Source organism: Pseudodesulfovibrio sp. zrk46 (assembly GCF_012516435.1).
Taxonomy (GTDB): domain Bacteria; phylum Desulfobacterota; class Desulfovibrionia; order Desulfovibrionales; family Desulfovibrionaceae; genus Pseudodesulfovibrio.
On record NZ_CP051216.1, the window covers coordinates 3,155,387 to 3,174,236 of the forward strand.

19 protein-coding genes are annotated in these 18,850 nt (G+C 45.5%); 17 read left to right on the forward strand and 2 right to left on the reverse strand.

Annotated features, from left to right (window positions below; translation table 11 throughout):
• Nucleotides 1-4 precede the first annotated feature (4 nt).
• The 12 genes from qrcD to HFN16_RS14270 all read left to right on the forward strand — a co-directional run bounded on the left by qrcD (nt 5) and on the right by HFN16_RS14270 (nt 11,425).
• On the forward strand, nt 5-1,246 hold the full coding sequence (gene qrcD / locus HFN16_RS14215; RefSeq protein ID WP_168891390.1) for a menaquinone reductase integral membrane subunit QrcD: 1,242 nt from the start codon (nt 5-7) through the stop codon (nt 1,244-1,246).
• Nucleotides 1,247-2,140: 894 nt separating this feature from the next.
• Nucleotides 2,141-2,869 (forward strand): amino acid ABC transporter ATP-binding protein, encoded by a 729-nt coding sequence (locus HFN16_RS14220; protein ID WP_168891391.1) that lies wholly within the window; start codon nt 2,141-2,143, stop codon nt 2,867-2,869.
• A gap of 43 nt (nt 2,870-2,912) precedes the next feature.
• A complete protein-coding gene (locus HFN16_RS14225) occupies nt 2,913-3,719 on the forward strand; it encodes an ABC transporter substrate-binding protein (protein WP_168891392.1) in 807 nt (268 codons plus the stop codon).
• Between the two features lie 87 nt (nt 3,720-3,806).
• Entirely contained in the window at nt 3,807-4,574 is a 768-nt protein-coding gene (locus HFN16_RS14230; protein ID WP_168891393.1) for an amino acid ABC transporter permease, read from the forward strand.
• 10 nt (nt 4,575-4,584) lie between these two features.
• Nucleotides 4,585-5,301 carry an amino acid ABC transporter permease gene (locus HFN16_RS14235; protein ID WP_168891394.1) on the forward strand — a complete coding sequence of 239 codons (717 nt, stop codon included), beginning with the start codon at nt 4,585-4,587 and terminating at the stop codon, nt 5,299-5,301.
• 90 nt (nt 5,302-5,391) lie between these two features.
• The gene (gene deoC, locus HFN16_RS14240) at nt 5,392-6,048 is read left to right on the forward strand and encodes a deoxyribose-phosphate aldolase (RefSeq protein ID WP_168891395.1); all 657 of its coding nucleotides are present in this window, start codon (nt 5,392-5,394) and stop codon (nt 6,046-6,048) included.
• Nucleotides 6,049-6,060: 12 nt separating this feature from the next.
• Nucleotides 6,061-6,699, forward strand: a complete 639-nt coding sequence (locus HFN16_RS14245) for a precorrin-8X methylmutase (RefSeq protein ID WP_168891396.1) — start codon at nt 6,061-6,063, stop codon at nt 6,697-6,699.
• A gap of 235 nt (nt 6,700-6,934) precedes the next feature.
• The gene (locus HFN16_RS14250; RefSeq protein ID WP_168891397.1) at nt 6,935-7,219 is read left to right on the forward strand and encodes a 4Fe-4S binding protein; all 285 of its coding nucleotides are present in this window, start codon (nt 6,935-6,937) and stop codon (nt 7,217-7,219) included.
• A 6-nt stretch (nt 7,220-7,225) separates the two neighbouring features.
• Entirely contained in the window at nt 7,226-8,371 is a 1,146-nt protein-coding gene (locus tag HFN16_RS14255; protein WP_168891398.1) for a 2-oxoacid:acceptor oxidoreductase subunit alpha, read from the forward strand.
• 4 nt (nt 8,372-8,375) lie between these two features.
• Complete coding sequence (locus HFN16_RS14260; protein ID WP_168891399.1) at nt 8,376-9,227, forward strand: 2-oxoacid:ferredoxin oxidoreductase subunit beta; 852 nt, start codon at nt 8,376-8,378, stop codon at nt 9,225-9,227.
• Nucleotides 9,228-9,815, forward strand: coding sequence for a 2-oxoacid:acceptor oxidoreductase family protein (locus HFN16_RS14265; protein ID WP_168891400.1), 588 nt, complete (start codon nt 9,228-9,230; stop codon nt 9,813-9,815).
• Nucleotides 9,816-9,994: 179 nt separating this feature from the next.
• Complete coding sequence (locus HFN16_RS14270; protein WP_168892371.1) at nt 9,995-11,425, forward strand: RtcB family protein; 1,431 nt, start codon at nt 9,995-9,997, stop codon at nt 11,423-11,425.
• Between the two features lie 21 nt (nt 11,426-11,446).
• On the opposite strand, the gene HFN16_RS14275 is transcribed toward HFN16_RS14270, so the two are convergent.
• Together HFN16_RS14275 and HFN16_RS14280 are read right to left on the reverse strand one after the other, a co-directional pair.
• The gene (locus HFN16_RS14275; protein WP_168891401.1) at nt 11,447-12,118 is read right to left on the reverse strand and encodes a FlgO family outer membrane protein; all 672 of its coding nucleotides are present in this window, start codon (nt 12,116-12,118) and stop codon (nt 11,447-11,449) included.
• 84 nt (nt 12,119-12,202) lie between these two features.
• Nucleotides 12,203-13,027, reverse strand: a complete 825-nt coding sequence (locus tag HFN16_RS14280) for a purine-nucleoside phosphorylase (RefSeq protein ID WP_168891402.1) — start codon at nt 13,025-13,027, stop codon at nt 12,203-12,205.
• Between the two features lie 95 nt (nt 13,028-13,122).
• Here HFN16_RS14280 and HFN16_RS14285 point away from each other — a divergent pair, with 95 nt between their 5' ends.
• From HFN16_RS14285 to HFN16_RS14305, 5 genes are read left to right on the forward strand one after another with little or no spacing between them, the layout of a single operon-like run.
• Nucleotides 13,123-13,875 carry a MotA/TolQ/ExbB proton channel family protein gene (locus HFN16_RS14285; protein ID WP_168891403.1) on the forward strand — a complete coding sequence of 251 codons (753 nt, stop codon included), beginning with the start codon at nt 13,123-13,125 and terminating at the stop codon, nt 13,873-13,875.
• Nucleotides 13,876-14,613, forward strand: coding sequence for a flagellar motor protein MotB (locus tag HFN16_RS14290; RefSeq protein WP_168891404.1), 738 nt, complete (start codon nt 13,876-13,878; stop codon nt 14,611-14,613). It abuts the gene before it with no gap.
• A gap of 46 nt (nt 14,614-14,659) precedes the next feature.
• A complete protein-coding gene (locus tag HFN16_RS14295; protein ID WP_168891405.1) occupies nt 14,660-15,043 on the forward strand; it encodes a PilZ domain-containing protein in 384 nt (127 codons plus the stop codon).
• 13 nt (nt 15,044-15,056) lie between these two features.
• On the forward strand, nt 15,057-16,475 hold the full coding sequence (locus tag HFN16_RS14300; protein ID WP_168891406.1) for a biotin carboxylase N-terminal domain-containing protein: 1,419 nt from the start codon (nt 15,057-15,059) through the stop codon (nt 16,473-16,475).
• Nucleotides 16,476-18,740 carry an acetyl-CoA carboxylase carboxyl transferase subunit alpha/beta gene (locus HFN16_RS14305; RefSeq protein ID WP_168891407.1) on the forward strand — a complete coding sequence of 755 codons (2,265 nt, stop codon included), beginning with the start codon at nt 16,476-16,478 and terminating at the stop codon, nt 18,738-18,740.
• Nucleotides 18,741-18,850: the final 110 nt, after the last annotated feature.

Sequence of the window (18,850 nt, forward strand, 5' to 3'; positions counted from 1 at the left end):
AACAATGGATAGCAAACTCTTCCCTGAAGGGACTCAACGCTGCGGTTTCGGCCAGTGGCTTATCTGGATGGCCTTCCTTGTAGGCGTATTCCTCTGGGGCTTCTATGCAGCCGTCTTGGTACTCTACAATGGAATTGGCACCACTGGGCTTGATAACTATTTCGGGTTTGGTGCTTGGATTACATTTGACCTTGCTGTGATTGCTCTTGGAGCTGGTGCATTTTTCACTGGTCTTCTGAAGTACATCCTCAAGATCAAACAACTTGAAAAGATTATTAACCTGACGGTCATCGTCGGTTTTTGTTGCTATGCTGGCGCAATGCTGGTTCTCGTTCTTGATGTTGGTCAACCTGCTCGTGCTTGGTTTGGTTACTGGCACCCGAACGTTCACTCCATGCTGACTGAAGTTATCTTTTGTATTACCTGCTACCTTACTGTTTTGATCATTGAGTTTGTTCCTCTGGTCCTTGAACAGAAGCAGCTTAACAAGATTCCTTTCGTCCATGCTCTGGCTCATAACATGCACGTGAATATGGCATTGTTTGCCGGTATCGGCGCATTCCTTTCTACTTTCCACCAGGGATCCTTGGGCGGCATGTATGGTGTCCTGATTGGTCGTCCGTTTGCATTCCGTGAAGGTTTCTTCATTTGGCCCTGGACTTTCTTCCTGTTTGTTCTTTCCGCTGTTGGTTCCGGTCCGGTTTTCACCGTATTGGTCGCAACGTTGATGGAAAAAATTACTGGTAAGAAATTGGTTGATTGGAAGACCAAGTCCCTTATGGGTAAGATCGCAGGTACCATGTTGTGCGTATACATGTTCTTCAAGATTCTCGACACATGGGCATGGGCCACTGGCTACCTGCCTACAGTCGGTCTTACCTTTGACGACATGTTCTACGGCGTTGCATATGGCAAATGGCTGCTTTGGACTGAAATTGTATTGTGCGGCGTAATACCGGCAATTATGTTGGTTACCCCGTCTATCCGAAATCGTCCTGCACTCTTCTATACTGCAGCGATTCTGGACTGTATCGGCGTGTCTTTAAACCGCTACATCTTCACTGTTCAGACTATTGCCTTCCCGTCCATGCCGTTTGATAGCTGGCAGGTGTATTACCCGAATTGGGTAGAGTACGCCTCCTCCATCATGATTGTTGCATTTGGTGCAATCGTCATTAGCCTTGCGTATCGTTATCTCCCGGTTTTCCCTTTGGAAACGAAGTTGAATTACCAGTCTGGTAAGTAAGGCTCAGTTACATGATCGAGCTAAGGCCCGCACAATAGTGCGGGCCTTTTTTTTTTGAGATAAAGCATATGCTGCTTATTAGTCTAAGTAGAGTTTGGTTTAAACAAACCTATCATTATTCATACTCAGTACTTTTGTATGGCTTTGATGCCTAAATGATAGAGTTCTATTGTGTGAATATAAACTTCCGCTCACTTGGTGCTTGTCTCTTTCAAGGGCTATGGAAAAGTTTTTTGTGAGTTGCCTATGAAATGTGTGCAAGTTCATTGCCATTTTCATGATTACTCTAATATTCGTCTATTAGTGGCTTGTTAAATGGCATTAAGGTCCAATTTCTTGTGTCATTAGGTAATATTGTGGAAGAAAGAATGATTGCATAAATGTAATTTTGGGTTGTTGTTGTTAAATGTATATACGTAGGGGGTTTTAGGGCTGTTGAAAGTGGTAGTGGGGTGTTTTAGCATTAGTCGATGTTTGAATTGTTCATTTTGAAGTTTGGACTATTGGATTTGGGTGGATGAAAGTTCTAGATAGGGCTATATTTTGAGTCGTAATGCCAAATGTGGAGAATTTTATTTTTCGTGTTGCGTTTTAAAATTGAATAAATTTTGTTGATTTGGTTAAACGCAGTGATTCTTGCGTTTGAGCTCAGTTTTAAGCTGTTTATCTCGATTTGTTGTTGCTGTTTTGAAGAAATGACTTCTGAAATGCGCAAAACAGGATAAAGTTATCGATTAAGGTAGACCTAGTTTTTTCAACAGTACCTTGACTTTTTTACAGATTTGGATAACAAGATTCAGGCAATTCCAATGCCCGGGTTTAGCTGCCAAGGGTACTACCTGATAAGCTTCCTGGGTTTTTTTTTGCTCACTACATGTTTGGAGTAATTGACATATGGCAATGATTGAAGTGCAGAAGCTGCACAAATGGTATGGAGATTTTCACGTCCTACAAGGTATCACTGAGTCGGTGAACAAGGGCGAGGTTTTGGTTATCTGTGGCCCTTCCGGTTCCGGTAAATCAACTTTTATTCGCTGCATTAACCGACTCGAGGAATATCAGAAGGGACAGATCCTTTTCGATGGTAAAGATATCCTCGATAAAGACGTTAATATTAATGATCTGCGGGCTGAAATCGGCATCGTTTTCCAGCAGTTTAATTTGTACCCGCATCTTAGCGTTCTTAAGAATGTTACACTTGCTCCTATTAAGGTTAAAGGTGTCTCACGTGAAGAAGCAGAAGAGACTGCTCTCCAACTTCTTGAGCGTGTGGGTATTCACGATCAGGCTCACAAGTATCCTGCTGAACTTTCCGGTGGACAGCAGCAGCGGGTGGCCATTGCGCGTTCTTTAGCCATGAAGCCAAAAGTCATGCTTTTTGACGAACCTACTTCTGCACTTGACCCAGAAATGATTAATGAAGTTCTCAACGTCATGAAAGATCTGGCGCGAGAAGGTATGACTATGCTGTGTGTAACCCATGAAATGGGTTTTGCGCGTGAAGTCGCTGATCGTGTTCTCTTTATGGATGGGGGCGTAGTCGTTGAGCAGGCTCCACCGGATGAGTTTTTCAAGAATCCTCAACATGAGCGTACAAAGAACTTCCTGAAGGAAATTCTTTAATATTGTAATAACCAATTCACTACCCTACGAGAGAGGAGGACCCATGAAACGTTTGGTTATAGTTCTGGCCCTGGTACTTTCCTTCGTGTTCGCTGCTTCTGTAGCGTCCGCGGGCAAGATTGAAGACGTTAAAGCCAAGGGCGTTTTGGTCTGCGGCGTCAAAGATTCCGTTAACCTGTTTGGATTCATCGATGCTGATAGCAAAGAGCTGGTCGGTTTTGATGTTGACGTTTGCAAGTACATCGCCGACAAGCTTGGCGTGAAAACCGAATTTAAGGTAGTCACTTCCAAGAACCGCATCCCCATGCTGGTGCAGGGCTCTGTAGATATGCTGGCTGCCACGATGACTCACAAATTCTCTCGTGACGAGCAGATCGACTTCTCCATCACTTACTTCATGGATGGTCAGAAGCTTCTGGTCAAAAAGGGTTCCGGCATCATGTCCACTGATGATCTGGCCAACAAGAAGGTTGGTACCGTCAAGGGTTCTACCTCTGAAAAGAACATCAAGGCAGCTCAGCCCAAAGCTCAGGTTATCTCTTACGATGAGTACCCCCAGGCTTTCATGGCTCTGAAGCAGGGCAAAGTTAAGGCTGTTACCACTGACTCTGGTATCCTCGCAGGCCTCAAAGCTGGTGATGATAATCCTGAGAAGTGGGAAATCGTTGGTGAGTTCTTCTCCTCTGAGCCTTACGGCCTCGGCGTACCTTCAAATGATTCTGCTTTCCGTGATTTTGTTAATAAGTCCCTTAACGAAATGTGGCTCGATGGCACCTACCACAAGCTGTTTAAGAAGTGGATGGGTTACGACCTGCCTGCTGGCTGGACCCTCGAACTCTGGCCCATGTAAGACTCATTCTGTCTGATCTGCCGGGAGTGCCTCCAGGCGCTCCCGGCTTTTTACACTTTATCTGACTTCTTAACGACGGATTTCGCTTTGCAGTATACGTTTCACTGGGACAAAATGTTCAGCGGTGAACCCGCACAATGGATGTGGGATGGATTTGTTACGACTTTGCAGATCTCATCCATTTCTTTGGTTTGCTCCATGTTTCTGGGGATTATGATTTGTGTTATGCGAATGACTCCTTTCAAGCCTCTTCAATGGTTTGCATTGGCTTACACTGAGTTCTTTCGTAATACGCCACTACTGATTCAGATATTTTTTTGGTACAACGCTTCGCACGTAGTTATTCCCGCTGGTATCAATGAATGGATGAATGAACTTTTCTATTGGTTCCCCGGGCCGTTCTCATTGTTTGGACATGATTTTGTTGGAGAATGGGTCCTTTTTAATGTGGAGCTTATCACTGGTGTTATTGCACTGACCGTCTACACTTCAGCATTTATTGCTGAGGAAATCCGTGCAGGAATCTTTTCAATTCCTAAGAATCAGTTGGAAGCATCCCGTGCTGTAGGTCTTTCTTTCTTACAGGGATATAGGTACGTAATCCTTCCACAGGCTCTTCGTATTGTTATTCCACCTTTGATTTCTCAGGCTTTGAACCTCATCAAGAACTCCTCATTGTGTATGGTTATTGGTGTAGGTGAGATGATGTTCCAAGCGACTCAGATTGAGTCTTATCATGCTATCCCGTTTGAGGCCTTCTCGGTTGCGTTGTTGATCTATTTGACGATCTCTTTGATCGTTTCTTTTGGAATCAACATGTACAACAAGCACTTCATGATTCAGGTCATGTATTAGGAGGTCCTCAATGCATTGGGATATTGTATTCGATAATTTCGATTATTTTCTTTGGGGGCAAACTAAATTTGATGGGGTTTTCCCCTTTGTGCACGATGTTGGTGGTTTGTTGGCCGCGATCATTTTGGCATTTATTGGTATCTTTGGTGCTTTCTGGATTGGTATGGCAGCAGGGCTTATGCGCCTGTCTAAACGATGGTGGGTAAAAACTCCCGCTGTCATTTATATCGAAATGATTCGTGGCATGCCTCTGTTGTTGCTTATCTTTTGGTTTTTCTTTCTTGCACCAGTTCTTTTGGGTAAGTCTCTTCCTGCATTCACGACTACAATGATATGCTTCATGATTTTCACCGGCGCATATGTGGGTGAGATTGTTCGTGCAGGTGTCTTGGCTTTACCAAGAGGACAGATGGAAGCTGCTCGCGGGTCCGGCCTGTCACAGGTTCAGGCTATGCGCTACGTTATTCTGCCGCAGGCTTTACGCAATATGATCCCTTCTTTTGTGAATCAGTTTGTATCACTCACAAAAGACACCTCGCTTGCGGCTATCCTTGGTGTCGGTGAACTTACTCGCACTGGTGTTCAGGTTGATAACCGGGAGATGGTCGCTTCTTTTGAAATTTGGATCACCATTGCTGCTTTGTACTTCTTGATTTGCTATATACTTACTTCTTACAGTCGTCGTCTTGAAGCTCAGTTGTCGCGATATCAGGCAAGAGACCGTTAGAATTTTCTCTTCTGGTCATTAGGTTAGAATGCTATACAAGCGCGGCGGCAAGTTGTCGCCGCGCTTTATTTGTTCGTGTAGGAGAGTAATATGTCGATATCTTCAAAGGATCTGGCCCAACTTATCGATCATACATTATTAAAGCCTGCAGCCACTGTGTCTGAACTAGATACCTTGTGCTCAGAAGCTTTGCGCTTTGGTTTTTTTGGAGTCTGCGTGAATCCTTCAATGGTGTCTCTTGCTAGTTGGAAGCTTAGGGATGCTTTTCCTCTTCCAGTGTCAGTTGTTGGTTTTCCATTGGGAGCTACACTGTCTGAATCTAAGGCTTATGAGACAGAAGCTGTAATTAAGCTTGGTGCTCGTGAAATAGACATGGTTTTGAACCTAGGAGCGTTTAAAGCTAACGATGACAGTGTGGTTGAAAAAGATATTAGAGCTGTCGTTCGTGCTGCGTCGGGCTTTCCTGTAAAGGTGATTTTGGAAACCGCACTATTGTCTGATGATGAAATTGTTCGTGCATGTAAAATAGCTGTTGATTCTGGCGCAGCCTTTGTCAAAACAAGTACTGGATTTGGACCAGGTGGAGCTACGATTGAGGCTGTACGTCTTATGCGTGAAACGGTAGGGCCCGATATCGGAGTAAAAGCCAGTGGTGGTATATCTACTTATGATGATGCAGTAGCAATGATCGAAGCTGGGGCAAATCGAATTGGTGCTTCAGCTTCTGTAGCCATTGTTTCTGGATAATGTGAGAAAAAAATGACTGAAATACAATTCCAGAATTTTAAAAAACCAGAAGAAATCGAAGAAGAATCGTTTCGAATTATTGATTCAGAGGTGCCCATTCCGCGTCCTTTTGAGGGGAAGAAATGGGAAATTGTTCGCCGAATGATTCATACAACCGCAGATTTTGAGCTTCTTGATTTAGTTCGTTTTCATGAAGATTCCATTGATAATGGGATTAGGGCTTTGAAGAATGGTGCTACCATTGTGACTGATACAGAGATGGCTAAGCGTGGAATTCCTGCTCGTCGCTTAGAGCCATTTGGCTGTAATGTTCGCTGCCTAATTAATGATAAACGTGTCATTGAGCGTGCGAAAAATGAAGAAATTACCCGTGCAAAAGCTGCTGTTGATGTCGCGGTGGCTGAAATAAAACCAGATATTTATGTTGTTGGGAATGCGCCTACTGCGTTGATTCGCCTAGTCGATCATGTTGATTCCGGTAGCGCAGTCCCATTGCTTGTTGTAGGAATGCCTGTAGGTTTTGTGAACGCAGCCGAGTCAAAGGCACTTCTAATGTCTCGAGATATCCCTTTTATTTCCATCGAAGGTAGGAAAGGAGGAAGTGCTATTGCAGCTTCAGTTATAAATGCATTGGCAATTTTGGCTGCATGATTTCAAAATTTAAAATCAAAAAATTAACGCTTGGAGTGTTTGACTTCAGGCGTTTTTTGTTTTTTTTCAACTAACTTTTTGGGTACCACCCAATGAAATTTTTAAAAACACTTTACACTGCCCAATATCCTGCTAGGAATTTCTTTAAACGTTCTAATTAAGGAACAAACGAATCAGTTTTTGTCGGTCGTGGGCAAGGGAGCCCGCGTAAACACTTTCATGGTGGTAAGCAAACATGGCCAAGAAAGAGAGAGGAAAGAGTTCCGTCACAGTGTATCCGGATTGGTGCAAAGGCTGTGGCATTTGTGTCGAGTTCTGTCCGGCTAATGTGCTTGAGTTGAGTGAGCACGGAAAAGCTGTTGTGGCGCGTGAGGACGATTGTATCCGTTGTGGTTTCTGTGAACTGCACTGTCCTGATTTCGCAATCATTGTGAAGGACAAAGAGCCGGATGCAGCAGCCAAGGTTGTTGAGACCGAGGACGTAAAGAACAACAAGACTTCCAGCGGTAAGGGGGCATAGAGGTTCATGCCAAGACGTAAAAAACGTAAAGAAATTTTTGCTTTGGGCAATGAAGCTGTTGTCGAAGGCGCACTGTTGGCAGGATGTTCTTTTTATGGTGGGTATCCGATCACACCTTCTTCTGAGATCATGGAGATTATGGCAAATAGGTTGCCCAAGATTGAGAACGGTGTGTTTATTCAGTTGGAAGACGAAATAGCTAGTATGGGAGCAGTCATCGGAGCCTCTTTGGCCGGACGCAAGGCTCTCACCGCAACGAGTGGGCCAGGCTTTTCTCTCAAGCAAGAGAACCTGGGCTACGCTATTATGGCCGAAACCCCACTTGTTTTGGTTAATGTAATGCGCGGTGGTCCTTCCACAGGGTTGCCGACCTGTCCTGCGCAGGGAGATGTTCAGCAAGCTCGTTGGGGAACGCATGGAGATCATCCCATAATTGTCTTGTCCGCTTCCAATGTGCAGGAATGCCTTGATATGACCGTTACTGCCTTCAATATGGCAGAGAAGTATCGTACTCCTGTCATATTGTTGTTAGACGAAGTCACTGCTCATACTCGTGAGAAGATCGAGATTCCCAATGAAGGTGAATATGAGGTGTTCTCGCGCACCGTTCCGTCCATGCCACCAGAATGGTATAAACCTTACGAAGAAACAGTACGCGGTGTGCCACCTATGCCGCCTTTAGGATCCGGCTATCGTTTCCATACAACAGGCTTGACTCACGATCGCAATGGTTTTCCAACGCAACGCCCAGAAGAAGTGACTGAGTTGATGGAACGTATCCACCGTAAAATTGATCAATTTTTCTACGATATTCAATTGGTCGATGAGATCCAAACTGAAGACGCCGAAGCTGTCGTCATTGCCTACGGCTCAGTTGCTCGTTCTGCAGAACTCGCTGTGCAGCAAGCTCGGGAGAATGGTGTAAAAGCAGGCCTGCTTAAGCTGAAGACTCTGTTCCCATATCCTAGAAGGCATCAGGAAAAGATAATGGCAAAAGCCAAGACCATTATTGTTCCGGAAATGAATATGGGACAGATGTCTCGCGAGGTGAAGCGCGTAAACATGGGCCGGGCAGCCGTCCGAACCATTAATCGCATTGACGGGCAGATCGTCACTCCCTCGGAAATTCTTAAGGTAATAATGCAGGGGTAGTGACATGAACGAATTCACCGGAAATGAAATAATCCATCAATATTTGAGGCATAATAAAAAGTTCCCTCATGTCCTTTGTGCCGGTTGTGGCCACGGGATTGTGCTTGGTACTTTGATTCGTTCAATTCACTCTTTGCAGATCCCCAAAGATGATGTGGTGTTAGTCGCAGGGATCGGCTGTTCAGGCCGTCTGGCTGTTTATGGAGATTTCAATACCGTTCACACAACGCATGGGCGCGCTATGACTTTCGCAACAGGCATCAAAATGGCGAATCCAAAACTTAACGTGATCGCGATTATGGGGGATGGTGACGCTCTTTCTATAGGTGGAAACCATCTTATCCATGCTGCCCGTCGTAATATTGGTGTTACTGCGCTTATCTTGAATAATAACATATATGGGATGACCGGAGGCCAGTCTTCACCTGCAACTCCAGAAGGTTCTACTACAATGACCAATCCCTATGGTCAGCTTGATAGTTCCTTCGACACGGTTGAATTGGCCAAGGGAGCAGGTGCCAATTATGTGGCTCGTGGAACAGTCTTTCATGTCAAGAAGCTGGAAAAAATTATGACAGATGCTATCGAGCGTCCTGGCTTTAGTGTTGTGGAGGCAATTACTCCTTGTCACACTCAGTATGGTCGGAAAAATAAATATAAAACTCCGGTAGACATGTATAAGTGGATGAAAAAGGCTGCTGTTTCCATTGAACGATACAATGAAATGGACGAAGCTGCTCGTAAGGACCGTCTACCTATTGGTGTTTTTGTTGAGAATGACCGTAAAGGGTATGAAGAAAAATACTACGCGATGCAGGCAAACTTCCTGAGCAAAAATGCTAGGGAGGGTAAATAAATGAAGCCACAGCAAGAACTCCAACGTTTTGAAATACGTTTTTCTGGCCTTGGAGGTCAGGGAATTATTACGCTTGGGAAGGTCATGGGGCAGGGACTTGCATTGGGCCATGGTTACAATGTCACTCAAACTCAAAGCTATGGTCCTGAGGCTCGGGGAGGATCGAGTAAGTGTGATTTGGTAATTAGTTCTAGTCCCATTAGTTACCCTAAGGCAGAGAGTCTTGATATACTTGTCGCTTTGTCCCAGGAAGCATGTAACTCTTATTACCCTTATCTTAAGCCGGGCGGGGTACTTGTTCTTGAATCGGATTTAGTACCGCAACCGCCTACCAATCAGTTTCTAGGTCTGCCTTATACGGCCCTTGCAAGAGAAAAGGTCGGTATCGTTCAAGCAATGAATACCGTCGTACTAGGCTCTTTGTCCTTCCTTTTGCCATTCATTCATCAGGCAACGATGCGTAAAAGTTTGGAGTCTGCATTGCCCGAGAAGATTCGGGCAGTTAATACAAAGGCCTTTAACCTTGGGCATCGTTTAGCGAAAAAAGAATGGGGTGAAGACGTAGGCGCAGTTTGGCGCGAAAATTAATGTCTTTATACTTAAACCCAAAAAGGCCACCGGACTCCGGTGGCCTTTTTTTGCTTTAAGGTGGGTAATCATTCAAATTGATCTATTTAAATGATAAATATTTCATATGCTTTGCAGTGAGTGTTGGTGTGTGCTGGTGTTCGAAAAGGGTAAATTCAATTAGACTAGGAGCTTTAGTGATGAAGGCTTCTCGGTTGAGAGCTTTAGGTATTCATGGTGGCGAGAGTCTTTCAGAAGCTCGAGAAGCCATTCGGAAAGCTAGAGAAAGCGGTTTCTCGATTACTGCAGTGCATGATGCTGTTGAAGCTGTAGCCGAGCGGCCTAGGGAATATGTTTCAGATTTACTTTGGGGTGAGCTCGCGCGCGTCCTTGTCCGCTCTCGAAAGGATCGAGTAGAGTTAGTCCCTTGTTCTCCCTCTGCTTCGTGGCACAAATGGGGATATGAGCTTGACCCCAACGCTGTCATTCAGATGGAGAATGCCTGTAAGCTCCCAATCTCCATAGTTGGCGCTTTGATGCCTGACGCTCATGTTGGATACGGCTTACCTATTGGAGGAGTTTTGGCTACGGACAATGTCGTTATCCCATATGCGGTTGGGGTGGATATCGCCTGTCGTGTGAAGTTGTCAGTATTGGATATGCCAGTGAGTGAATTGTCATCACGCCGAAACGAAATTATTAGCGCTATCGAAGTAGAGACTCGTTTTGGTGTTGGAGTAGGATTTTCTCCCCCTAGACGGCACAAAGTAATGCGAGACTCCGCTTGGAGTGAGGTGCCGATTTTACAGAAGATGCGTGAAAAAGCAGTTGATCAGCTTGGTACTAGTGGGGGAGGGAATCATTTCGTCGAGTTTGGTTTATTGAATGTATATGACGATAGTCTTGCCTTGGCTTCTGGACAATATGTTGCACTTATGACCCATAGCGGTAGCAGGGGAACGGGAGAGTCTGTGGCAAAGTACTATAGTAATCTTGCCAGGCAGCGACTGCCGGAATTACCGGAAGAGCTTCGTCATCTCGCATGGTTCGATATGGATAGCGATGAAGGCGCGGAGTATTGGCGAGCAATGACACTAATGGGGCGCTATTCTGCTGCAAATCATCAGCTTATCCATGATAACCTTGTTTCCCATATTGGCGCTGAGGTGTTGGCTGTCATTGAGAATCATCACAATTTTGCTTGGCGAGAAAAACATAATGGAAAGAAGGTGATTATTCATCGCAAAGGCGCAATTCCTGCCGCTAAAGGACAACTTGGCGTTATTCCGGGATCTATGACTGCTTCTTCATATGTAGTTAAAGGGAAAGGCAATCCATTATCTTTGAATTCCGCCGCCCATGGAGCTGGGAGAGCTATGAGTCGATCAGAGGCAGCACGACGATTTAGTTGGGAGAATATTCAGGAGGCATTGAAAAAGAGTCGTGTGCATCTTATCTCAGCTGGGCTTGATGAAGCTCCCATGGCTTATAAGAATATTGAGCGAGTGATGGATGCACAAGATGATTTGGTGGAACGGGTAGCTCGTTTTAACCCCAGGTTGGTAAAAATGGCTCCTTCTGGAAGAATAATGGGGCGTCGGGGGAAAAAGAAGAAGGGCAATCGAAAGTGATTGCCCTTTGCTTGATTGTTTCTATGGTCTAGGTTGATCAAACCTCGTTTTAACCGAAGGTTCGAGGCCATCTTCAAGTTCCAATTGCGGAAGCATCTGTCGCACGTTGTCAGATATGGGAATTGTCCAGTTGTGGCCTGATACTATTGCGTTATCATCCAAGCGGATAATCTTGGCAGTCATGTAGATGTAGTTGTCCCCGATCACATAACTCCCTTCTAGTCTTGCTGAACGAGGGGGAAGGCTTTCAATTGTTCCTTTAGGAGGGGTGTCATATTTACTTTTACTTACTCCGGGGGGGAGTAGAAAGGCTTCTGCTCTGGGCTCCCCCGTCGTGATAAGTGCACCTCGTTGAACAAGTCTGTCCACAACTTGTTCTGTCATGACGCGCCCAAAGATCGATGTGTCATTCGGATCGTTTTGGTTTATAAAGTTTTTGATGTAGATAGGGGAACGTCTAGACAGTTCGCTTCCTTTGATATTGTTGTAAAGAACGTCGGCAGCATCGTGATTGATGTCAATGATCGGAATTTGAACTGCCTCATGGTAGGAGCGAGCGGTTGGAGCGGTATCAAATACATAGTCGTAGGTGTCACTCGCAGTCTCCTTAGTGTCCTGCCACATGCGGTTGCCACATCCTGTGGCAAAAATAGTGGTTGCCAAAACCGCGATGAGAAGCAGTATTCTATACATCAAGTGCCGTCCTGTGTTGTCTCGTTACGATTGTTAAGGGACTAGCAATCCTATGATTGCTCCTTTTGTTTATTCGGTAACTTCTCAGATTTCCTTTAGGATAGCTCGAATAAGTTTTGTCATCGCGTCAGATGATTTGTTGGCTTGTGCTATCACTTGCTCCAAGGGAGCTTCTTCCATGCAATCGGGGAGGTTCTTGTTGGTCAGACAAGAGATACCTAAGAGTCGGATGCCCATGTGGTGGGCTGCAATGGCTTCCATACAAGTCGACATGCCAATGGCATCGGCTCCCAGTGCTCTATACATTCGAGTTTCGGCAGGGGTTTCCATGTTCGGCCCCATGATTTGCATGAATACACCGCGCTCTAGCCGGATACCCAATTCAAGAGCTTTCTGAATAGCTAAGTCACGTAACTCTTGATTCCAAACTTTGCACATATCAGGGAATCTCTCACCCCACTTGTCATTATTATCCCCTCGTAAAGGGGTGTGCCCTGTTAAATTAATATGGTCTTCGATCAGCATCGGTGAGCCTGTTTCAAAGGAGGGATTCAGAGCTCCAACGGCATTGGTAAGGATAAGCGTTTTTATGCCTAGTTCGCCAAGAGTTCGAATATTGTGTGTGGCTTCGCGGGCGCCGAAGCCTTCATAGAGATGGACACGGCCATGTAAGGCTATGACAGGGGTGCCATCAATGGTTCCAGCTGTAAGTTGTCCAGCGTGACTAGCGACAGTTGATACAGGGAATTCAGGTATTTCACTATATGGTATCGTGGTTGGGTTTTCGATGGCTTCTGTAAGGCCTCCCAACCCCGTACCTGTCATTAAAGCAATGGTGTTCTCTTGAATTTTGTCTAGATTTTCCTGTATATATGCGGCAGACTGTTGTATCTTCTCCGTGTATGTCATGCGGACTCCTTGTTGTTTGGGCAAGATGTGAACTGCATAATAGAGGTACGTTGCCCCTATAGTTGGACCGGATAGAACCAAGGACAGGCTCTTTTATGGATATAGTTACACTACTTGGTATGGCCGTTGGCCTCTCCCTTATTTTTGGGGCTATCGTTATTGGTGGGGCCGTTGATGTGTTCATCAATATTCCCGGTATGATGATCGTTATTGGTGGAACGCTTGCTTCTATTATGGTGGCATTTCCATTTGAAGAAGTCATACAGGCCTTTAATGCTGCGTTCAAGATGTTCGTTCAGCGTAAAACGAAAGTTCGTGATGTCGTCAATATAATGGTTAAAGTAGCGGAGATCAGTCGTCGAGAAGGGTTGGTCGCTTTGGAGAATGTGCAGACAGAGAATATGGTTCTTAAAAAATCGTGTCAGCTTATCGCTGATAACGCTGATCCTGAACTGATTCGCACGACACTTTCTATTGAAATCAATTCTATGCGTCGCCGCCACCAAGTGGGGCAGGATGTGTTTAAACGATTAGCAGCTCTTGCCCCATCTTTCGGTATGATGGGTACCTTGATCGGTTTGGTTCAGATGCTTTCTCAGTTAAATGATCCTAAATCCATTGGTCCTGCCATGGCGGTTGCATTGCTAACCACATTTTATGGTACTGCAATGTCCACCCTGATTTTTATCCCTATTGGGGCAAAGCTCCGTGCACGTACTCTTCAGGAGCAGTTGCACCTTGAAGTAATCTTTGAGGGAGCCAAATCCATTCTTGAAAATAATAACCCGAGGCTTGTTTACGAAAAGCTGTCTTCGTTCCTAGCCCCTAGCGAGCGTGAGGCCCAGTAGATGAGTGAAGATTACCGGGAACCGGATCTCCAAGAAGGAGAGGAGAGCGGTGGCGAATGGTTAACGACCTTCGCCGACCTTTCTATGCTCCTGCTCGTCTTTTTTGTACTGCTCTATTCTATGTCCACGCTGGATACAGAGAAGTTTTCTGAGACCTTCTCTTCGGTAACAAAGGCTCTGCAGGGCAAAATGCAAAAGGTTGCGACAAGTAAGATTACACGCGAAGAGGCTGGTGTACTTATTGACCAAGCGCTCATGCGCAGACAGATTATCGAATCTCAGCGCAAAGTATTTGCAGAAGTTAAGACTCTTCAGACCAAGAAGGGAGTTGAAGGCTTGGTCTCAGCTAATTTTGAGGATGGTGTGATTACTCTTCGTGTCCCTGGTGACGTTATGTTCAGGCCCGGGCAGATTAATCTGTCTCCTAAGGGGATTCAGGTGGTTACTGCCCTGAAAGACTTCTTTTTTCAGCATCGTGATCAGCAGATCAAGATTATCGGGTATACAGACAACACACGTCCTTCAAGCAAGTCTCGATTTAAAGATAATTGGGAAATTTCCGCCCTGAGGGCAGTTATGGTTTTACGCGAACTCCTTAAAATGGGCATTGAACCTACCCGATTGACAGCCACAGGGTTGGCCTATCTCAATCCCATCTTTCCGAATACTACGGATGAGTATCGGGCTAAGAATCGTAGAGTCGAGTTCGTGTTGGAGAAGCGCGTCATGGGCAAATAGTCTGTGGGGTGTATTAGGGGTAACTAGCTGTTTATAAGGGGAGATCATGGGCTTTGATCTGAACATATCCACTGGCGGTGATGATCAGCTGCGAAAGGCGTTTCGTACTAAGGTTCCCGGGCTGACTGTCCGGTTCCCAGCTTTGAAAAAGGTTTTTGAGGTCAAAGACCTCAGTGCTACTGGTTTTGCTGTTCTTGACCCTGAAAAAGGGTTCAAGGAAAATCAGACCCTTGATGCTGAACTCTTGATTAACAAGAAGTTGTTTTTGGGTGATGTGAACGCCGTTGTCATGCGAGTGCTGGATAATGGTATTATTGGCATCAATTTTGTTGAGCTAGAGCGACAAAAGCAGGCAAAACTCGACAAGTTGGTGTTGGAAGTCCAGAAACGTCTCATTGAGCTGCGTAAAAAGCAGCGTGAACAAGAATAGCCAGGATTATTCCATGTCCATAGACCGTCATAAGGTCCTTATTGCCAACCGCGGTGAGATAGCCATGCGCGTTATACGCGCATGCCGTAGGCTCGGTTTAGACTTCGTTTGTGTTTACACTAAGGAAGATCAAGAATGTGGCCATGTGCGTCTTGCACGTGAATTGGCGGGACATAAAGCTGTATACCGCATAGATTCCTATCTCGATTCAAATGAAATCTTTTCAGTTGCTGATGCTGCTGGTGCAACTGCTGTGCACCCAGGGTATGGTTTTTTTGCAGAGGATTTTCGATTTGCTCGTCGGGTTGTTCGTCGTGATCGGCCAATGGTCTTCATTGGCCCGTCGTGGTGGGTTATTCGTGATCTTGGAGATAAGATTAATACAAAACGCATAGCCCGTAGTTTGGATGTACCTACGGTTCCTGGCTCTGATCGTCCAGTTTATAGCGAGGTGGAAGCGGAGGAAATTGCTGCTAGCCTTTTCGAGTTTCAGGCCACCCAAGGCATCGTTGACGGTGTTATTATGGTCAAAGCTTCGGCTGGTGGCGGTGGTATGGGGATTGAGGAAGTCGGTAGCTTTGATGAATTCCGTTCTGTATTTCGTCGTATTCGAAATTATGCCAAGCGCAATTTCGGAGATGAAGGGGTTCTCATTGAGCAACGAATATTTGATTTTAACCATCTAGAAGTTCAACTTGTTTGCGAACGGAGTGGGAAAGGGCAGATTCACTTCGGAACTCGAAATTGTTCAATCCAGTCCACTGGTAAACAAAAGAGAGTTGAGGTTGCCCCTGGATTTGCTCCAGGAGTTATCCCGTATACATTTGATGCGACTCAGGTACTCGAAGACATTACTCGTTATTCGCTCACAATGGCTCATGAGACTGGGTACGATAATGTTGGAACATGGGAGTGGATTGTCACGCCCAAGGGGGAGCCATTTTTAATGGAGGTAAACACACGAATTCAAGTTGAAAATGGTGTTTCCTCCATTATTTCAAGGGTAAACGGGAGTCCTGTGGATATCATTACTGAGCAAATTCGTCTCGGGCTTGGTGACAGTCTTGGGTATGAGCAGGCAGATGTTGAATTTGATGGTGTTGGCATAGAATATCGCATTGTAGCCGAGAATACGGACAATCGTTTTACACCATGTGCTGGACGCATCTTACGCTTCGGTTGGGAAGAGCATGATTGGCTGGAGATTTATACTCAAGTGCCACGAAATGTAAGTTACGAGATACCTATGGAGTATGATCCTAATCTGGCTTTAGCCATTGTTTGGGGGAAGGACTTAGATGAAGTGAAGGCTAGAGGTTTGCAGTTCTTGAACGAAGTTGTCTTGGAAGGGACTGTCGGTGGTCGTTCCGATGAATTTTATACCAACATCGCGTACCTGCGTAATAAGACGCATAAAATCCTGGAGTTTTAAATGGATATAGATAGAAAAATCCAGGACTTAAAGGATCGTTTGTCTTATGTTTGCGATATTTTTGGAGACAAGGAAGACGATAATATTAGGCTCCTAACTGCTAAATTGCAGGACCTTTTGGACAAAGAACAGAATTTGCCAGGAAGTGTACTGGTGGAGGAAGTTGGCCGCCTAGATGAATTGTTCGACTTTTGTGAGCGCAAGTTGGACACAGTTCTTACGCCGATGGATAAAGTGCGTATTGTTCGTCATCCTCAGCGTATATGTCTCAAAGATATTCTTGAAAACGTCTACGATAATTACACGGAGATTGGTGGTCGGGGTGAATTCAATATTGATCCCTCCATGTTGATCGCAAGGGCATATTTTACCCGTCGTGTAGGTGATAAAGTAATCAATCAAATGGTTATGGTTATCGGGCAGGAAAAGGGGCATGGAGAAGCTTTTCGTAATGGTGGGTCTGTAAAGCCTTGGGGAAATGCAAAAGCTCTTCATTATATGAAGGTCGCTGAAACCGAGAATATCCCAGTTCATACCTTTGTGTTTACCCCTGGAGCATATCCTATTGAGGATTGGCCGGGAGCAGCGCAGCAGATTGCCCGAAATTTATATGAAATGGCAGCGTTACGTGCACCTGTTATATCAGTTTTTTCTGAAGGCGGTTCAGGTGGAGCAGAAGCTGTTGGTTTGGCAGACAGACGAATAATGCTTTCACATGGCTATTATTCTGTCATTTCTCCTGAAGGCGCAGCTGCTATTGAGGGTGGGCTGCGTGGTGGTGATAGAGCTACACCCGAATTGATCGAGAAGTGCGCAAAGCAGTTGTGCATCACTGCAGATGATAACCTGCAAAATGGTTATATTGATAAGATCATACAAGAGCCGCCACTTGGGGCTCGCCCTAATCACTATGAATTTTTCCGCGAACTTCGACGCGAACTCATTCAAGCCACCAACGAGGCCGTGAGTGAGGTTAAGTCCATGAAGCTTTATCGTGCTATGGCCGTCAGGGCCCGTCGTAGCGATGATGCTGAAGCTATTTTTATGCGATGGACTTTGTCTCGCTCTGCTCTCAGTCGTTTAGTGGAGTTGCGACAACGAAAATTCCGAGCAATGAGTCGTCATGCTCGATTGGATGGTACTGGCATATTCAAGCGAATGGTAGCTTCTACAAAGAGTTCTGTTGAGGCTGTTCATTCATATCTTCGCTACGATTTGTTGGGCAAACAGAAAAGACGGCTGGATGTGATGGTTGAAGAGCTTGGAGCTGAAGCACATTTGGTTCGTCAGAAGTTGCTCATGCCGCTTAAGCGGACATTGGACAAAACCATGGGAAGTGAGACCATGGAAGCCAAGAAAGGCGAGGAAGTGCGGGAGATGTTGACTCGTTTGTCGTGTCCTGAAGATGGTGCTTGCCTTGTGGGGAGTGAGTGGGCTTGGACTAGTCCTCGTAGTCAGGAAGACAGGACTATCTCTTGTCCGAATGTACGCACTCATCATTGTCCGGATTTGTGGGTGCCAGATTTGTTTGGCGACTTTGCTGGAGTTTGTCCCAGTTGTGGACATCATTTCCCCATGGAGTACAAGTGGTACTTGGAGAATGTCTTCGATTACGGAGAAAGTAAGGAATTCAATCGAGAATTGGAGTCCATGAATCCACTGAATTATGAGCAGTTTGAACTCAAGTTAGATAAGGCTAAAGAAAAGACTGGTCTTAAATCCGCGTGTATAACTTTTGAAACAGTTATCGAGGATGTTGAAGCAGTAGTGGCCGTCCTTTGTGCTCCTTTTCGTGGTGGGAGTGTTGGAGCTGCAGAAGGTGAAAAATTTATTCGCGCAGCAGAACGAGCAGGCCGCAAGCGGCAGCCGTTTATTGCTTATGTGCATGGGACTGCCGGCATTCGAATCCAGGAAGGAGTCAACGGTGTTATTCAGATGCCCCGTTGTACTATAGCTGTACGTCGATATATTGATGCTGGTGGGCTTTATTTGGTGTTGTATGATACCAATTCATATGCTGGCCCGGTTGCAAGCTTTTTGGGGTGTTCTCCATATCAGTTTGCTGTGCAGTCTTCCAATATCGGTTTCGCTGGTCCTGGGGTTATTGCTGAAACAACAGGTATGGCGATCGCCCCTGACTATCACCGTGCGTATCATGCATTGTCTCGTGGGCATATACATGGAATCTGGGATCGTAGAGAAGTCAAAAAGAACCTTCATCAATCCCTCTTGACCATGGGCGGTCGCAACCTATACTATCGCTAACCTCGTTTGTTTTAAACAGCGGGAAACTCGCATAGACAAAGGATCAAGCCCCGAACGGACAAGTTTATAGATTTGCCCGTCTTTTATATTTTCTGGGGCTTGCCATGTCA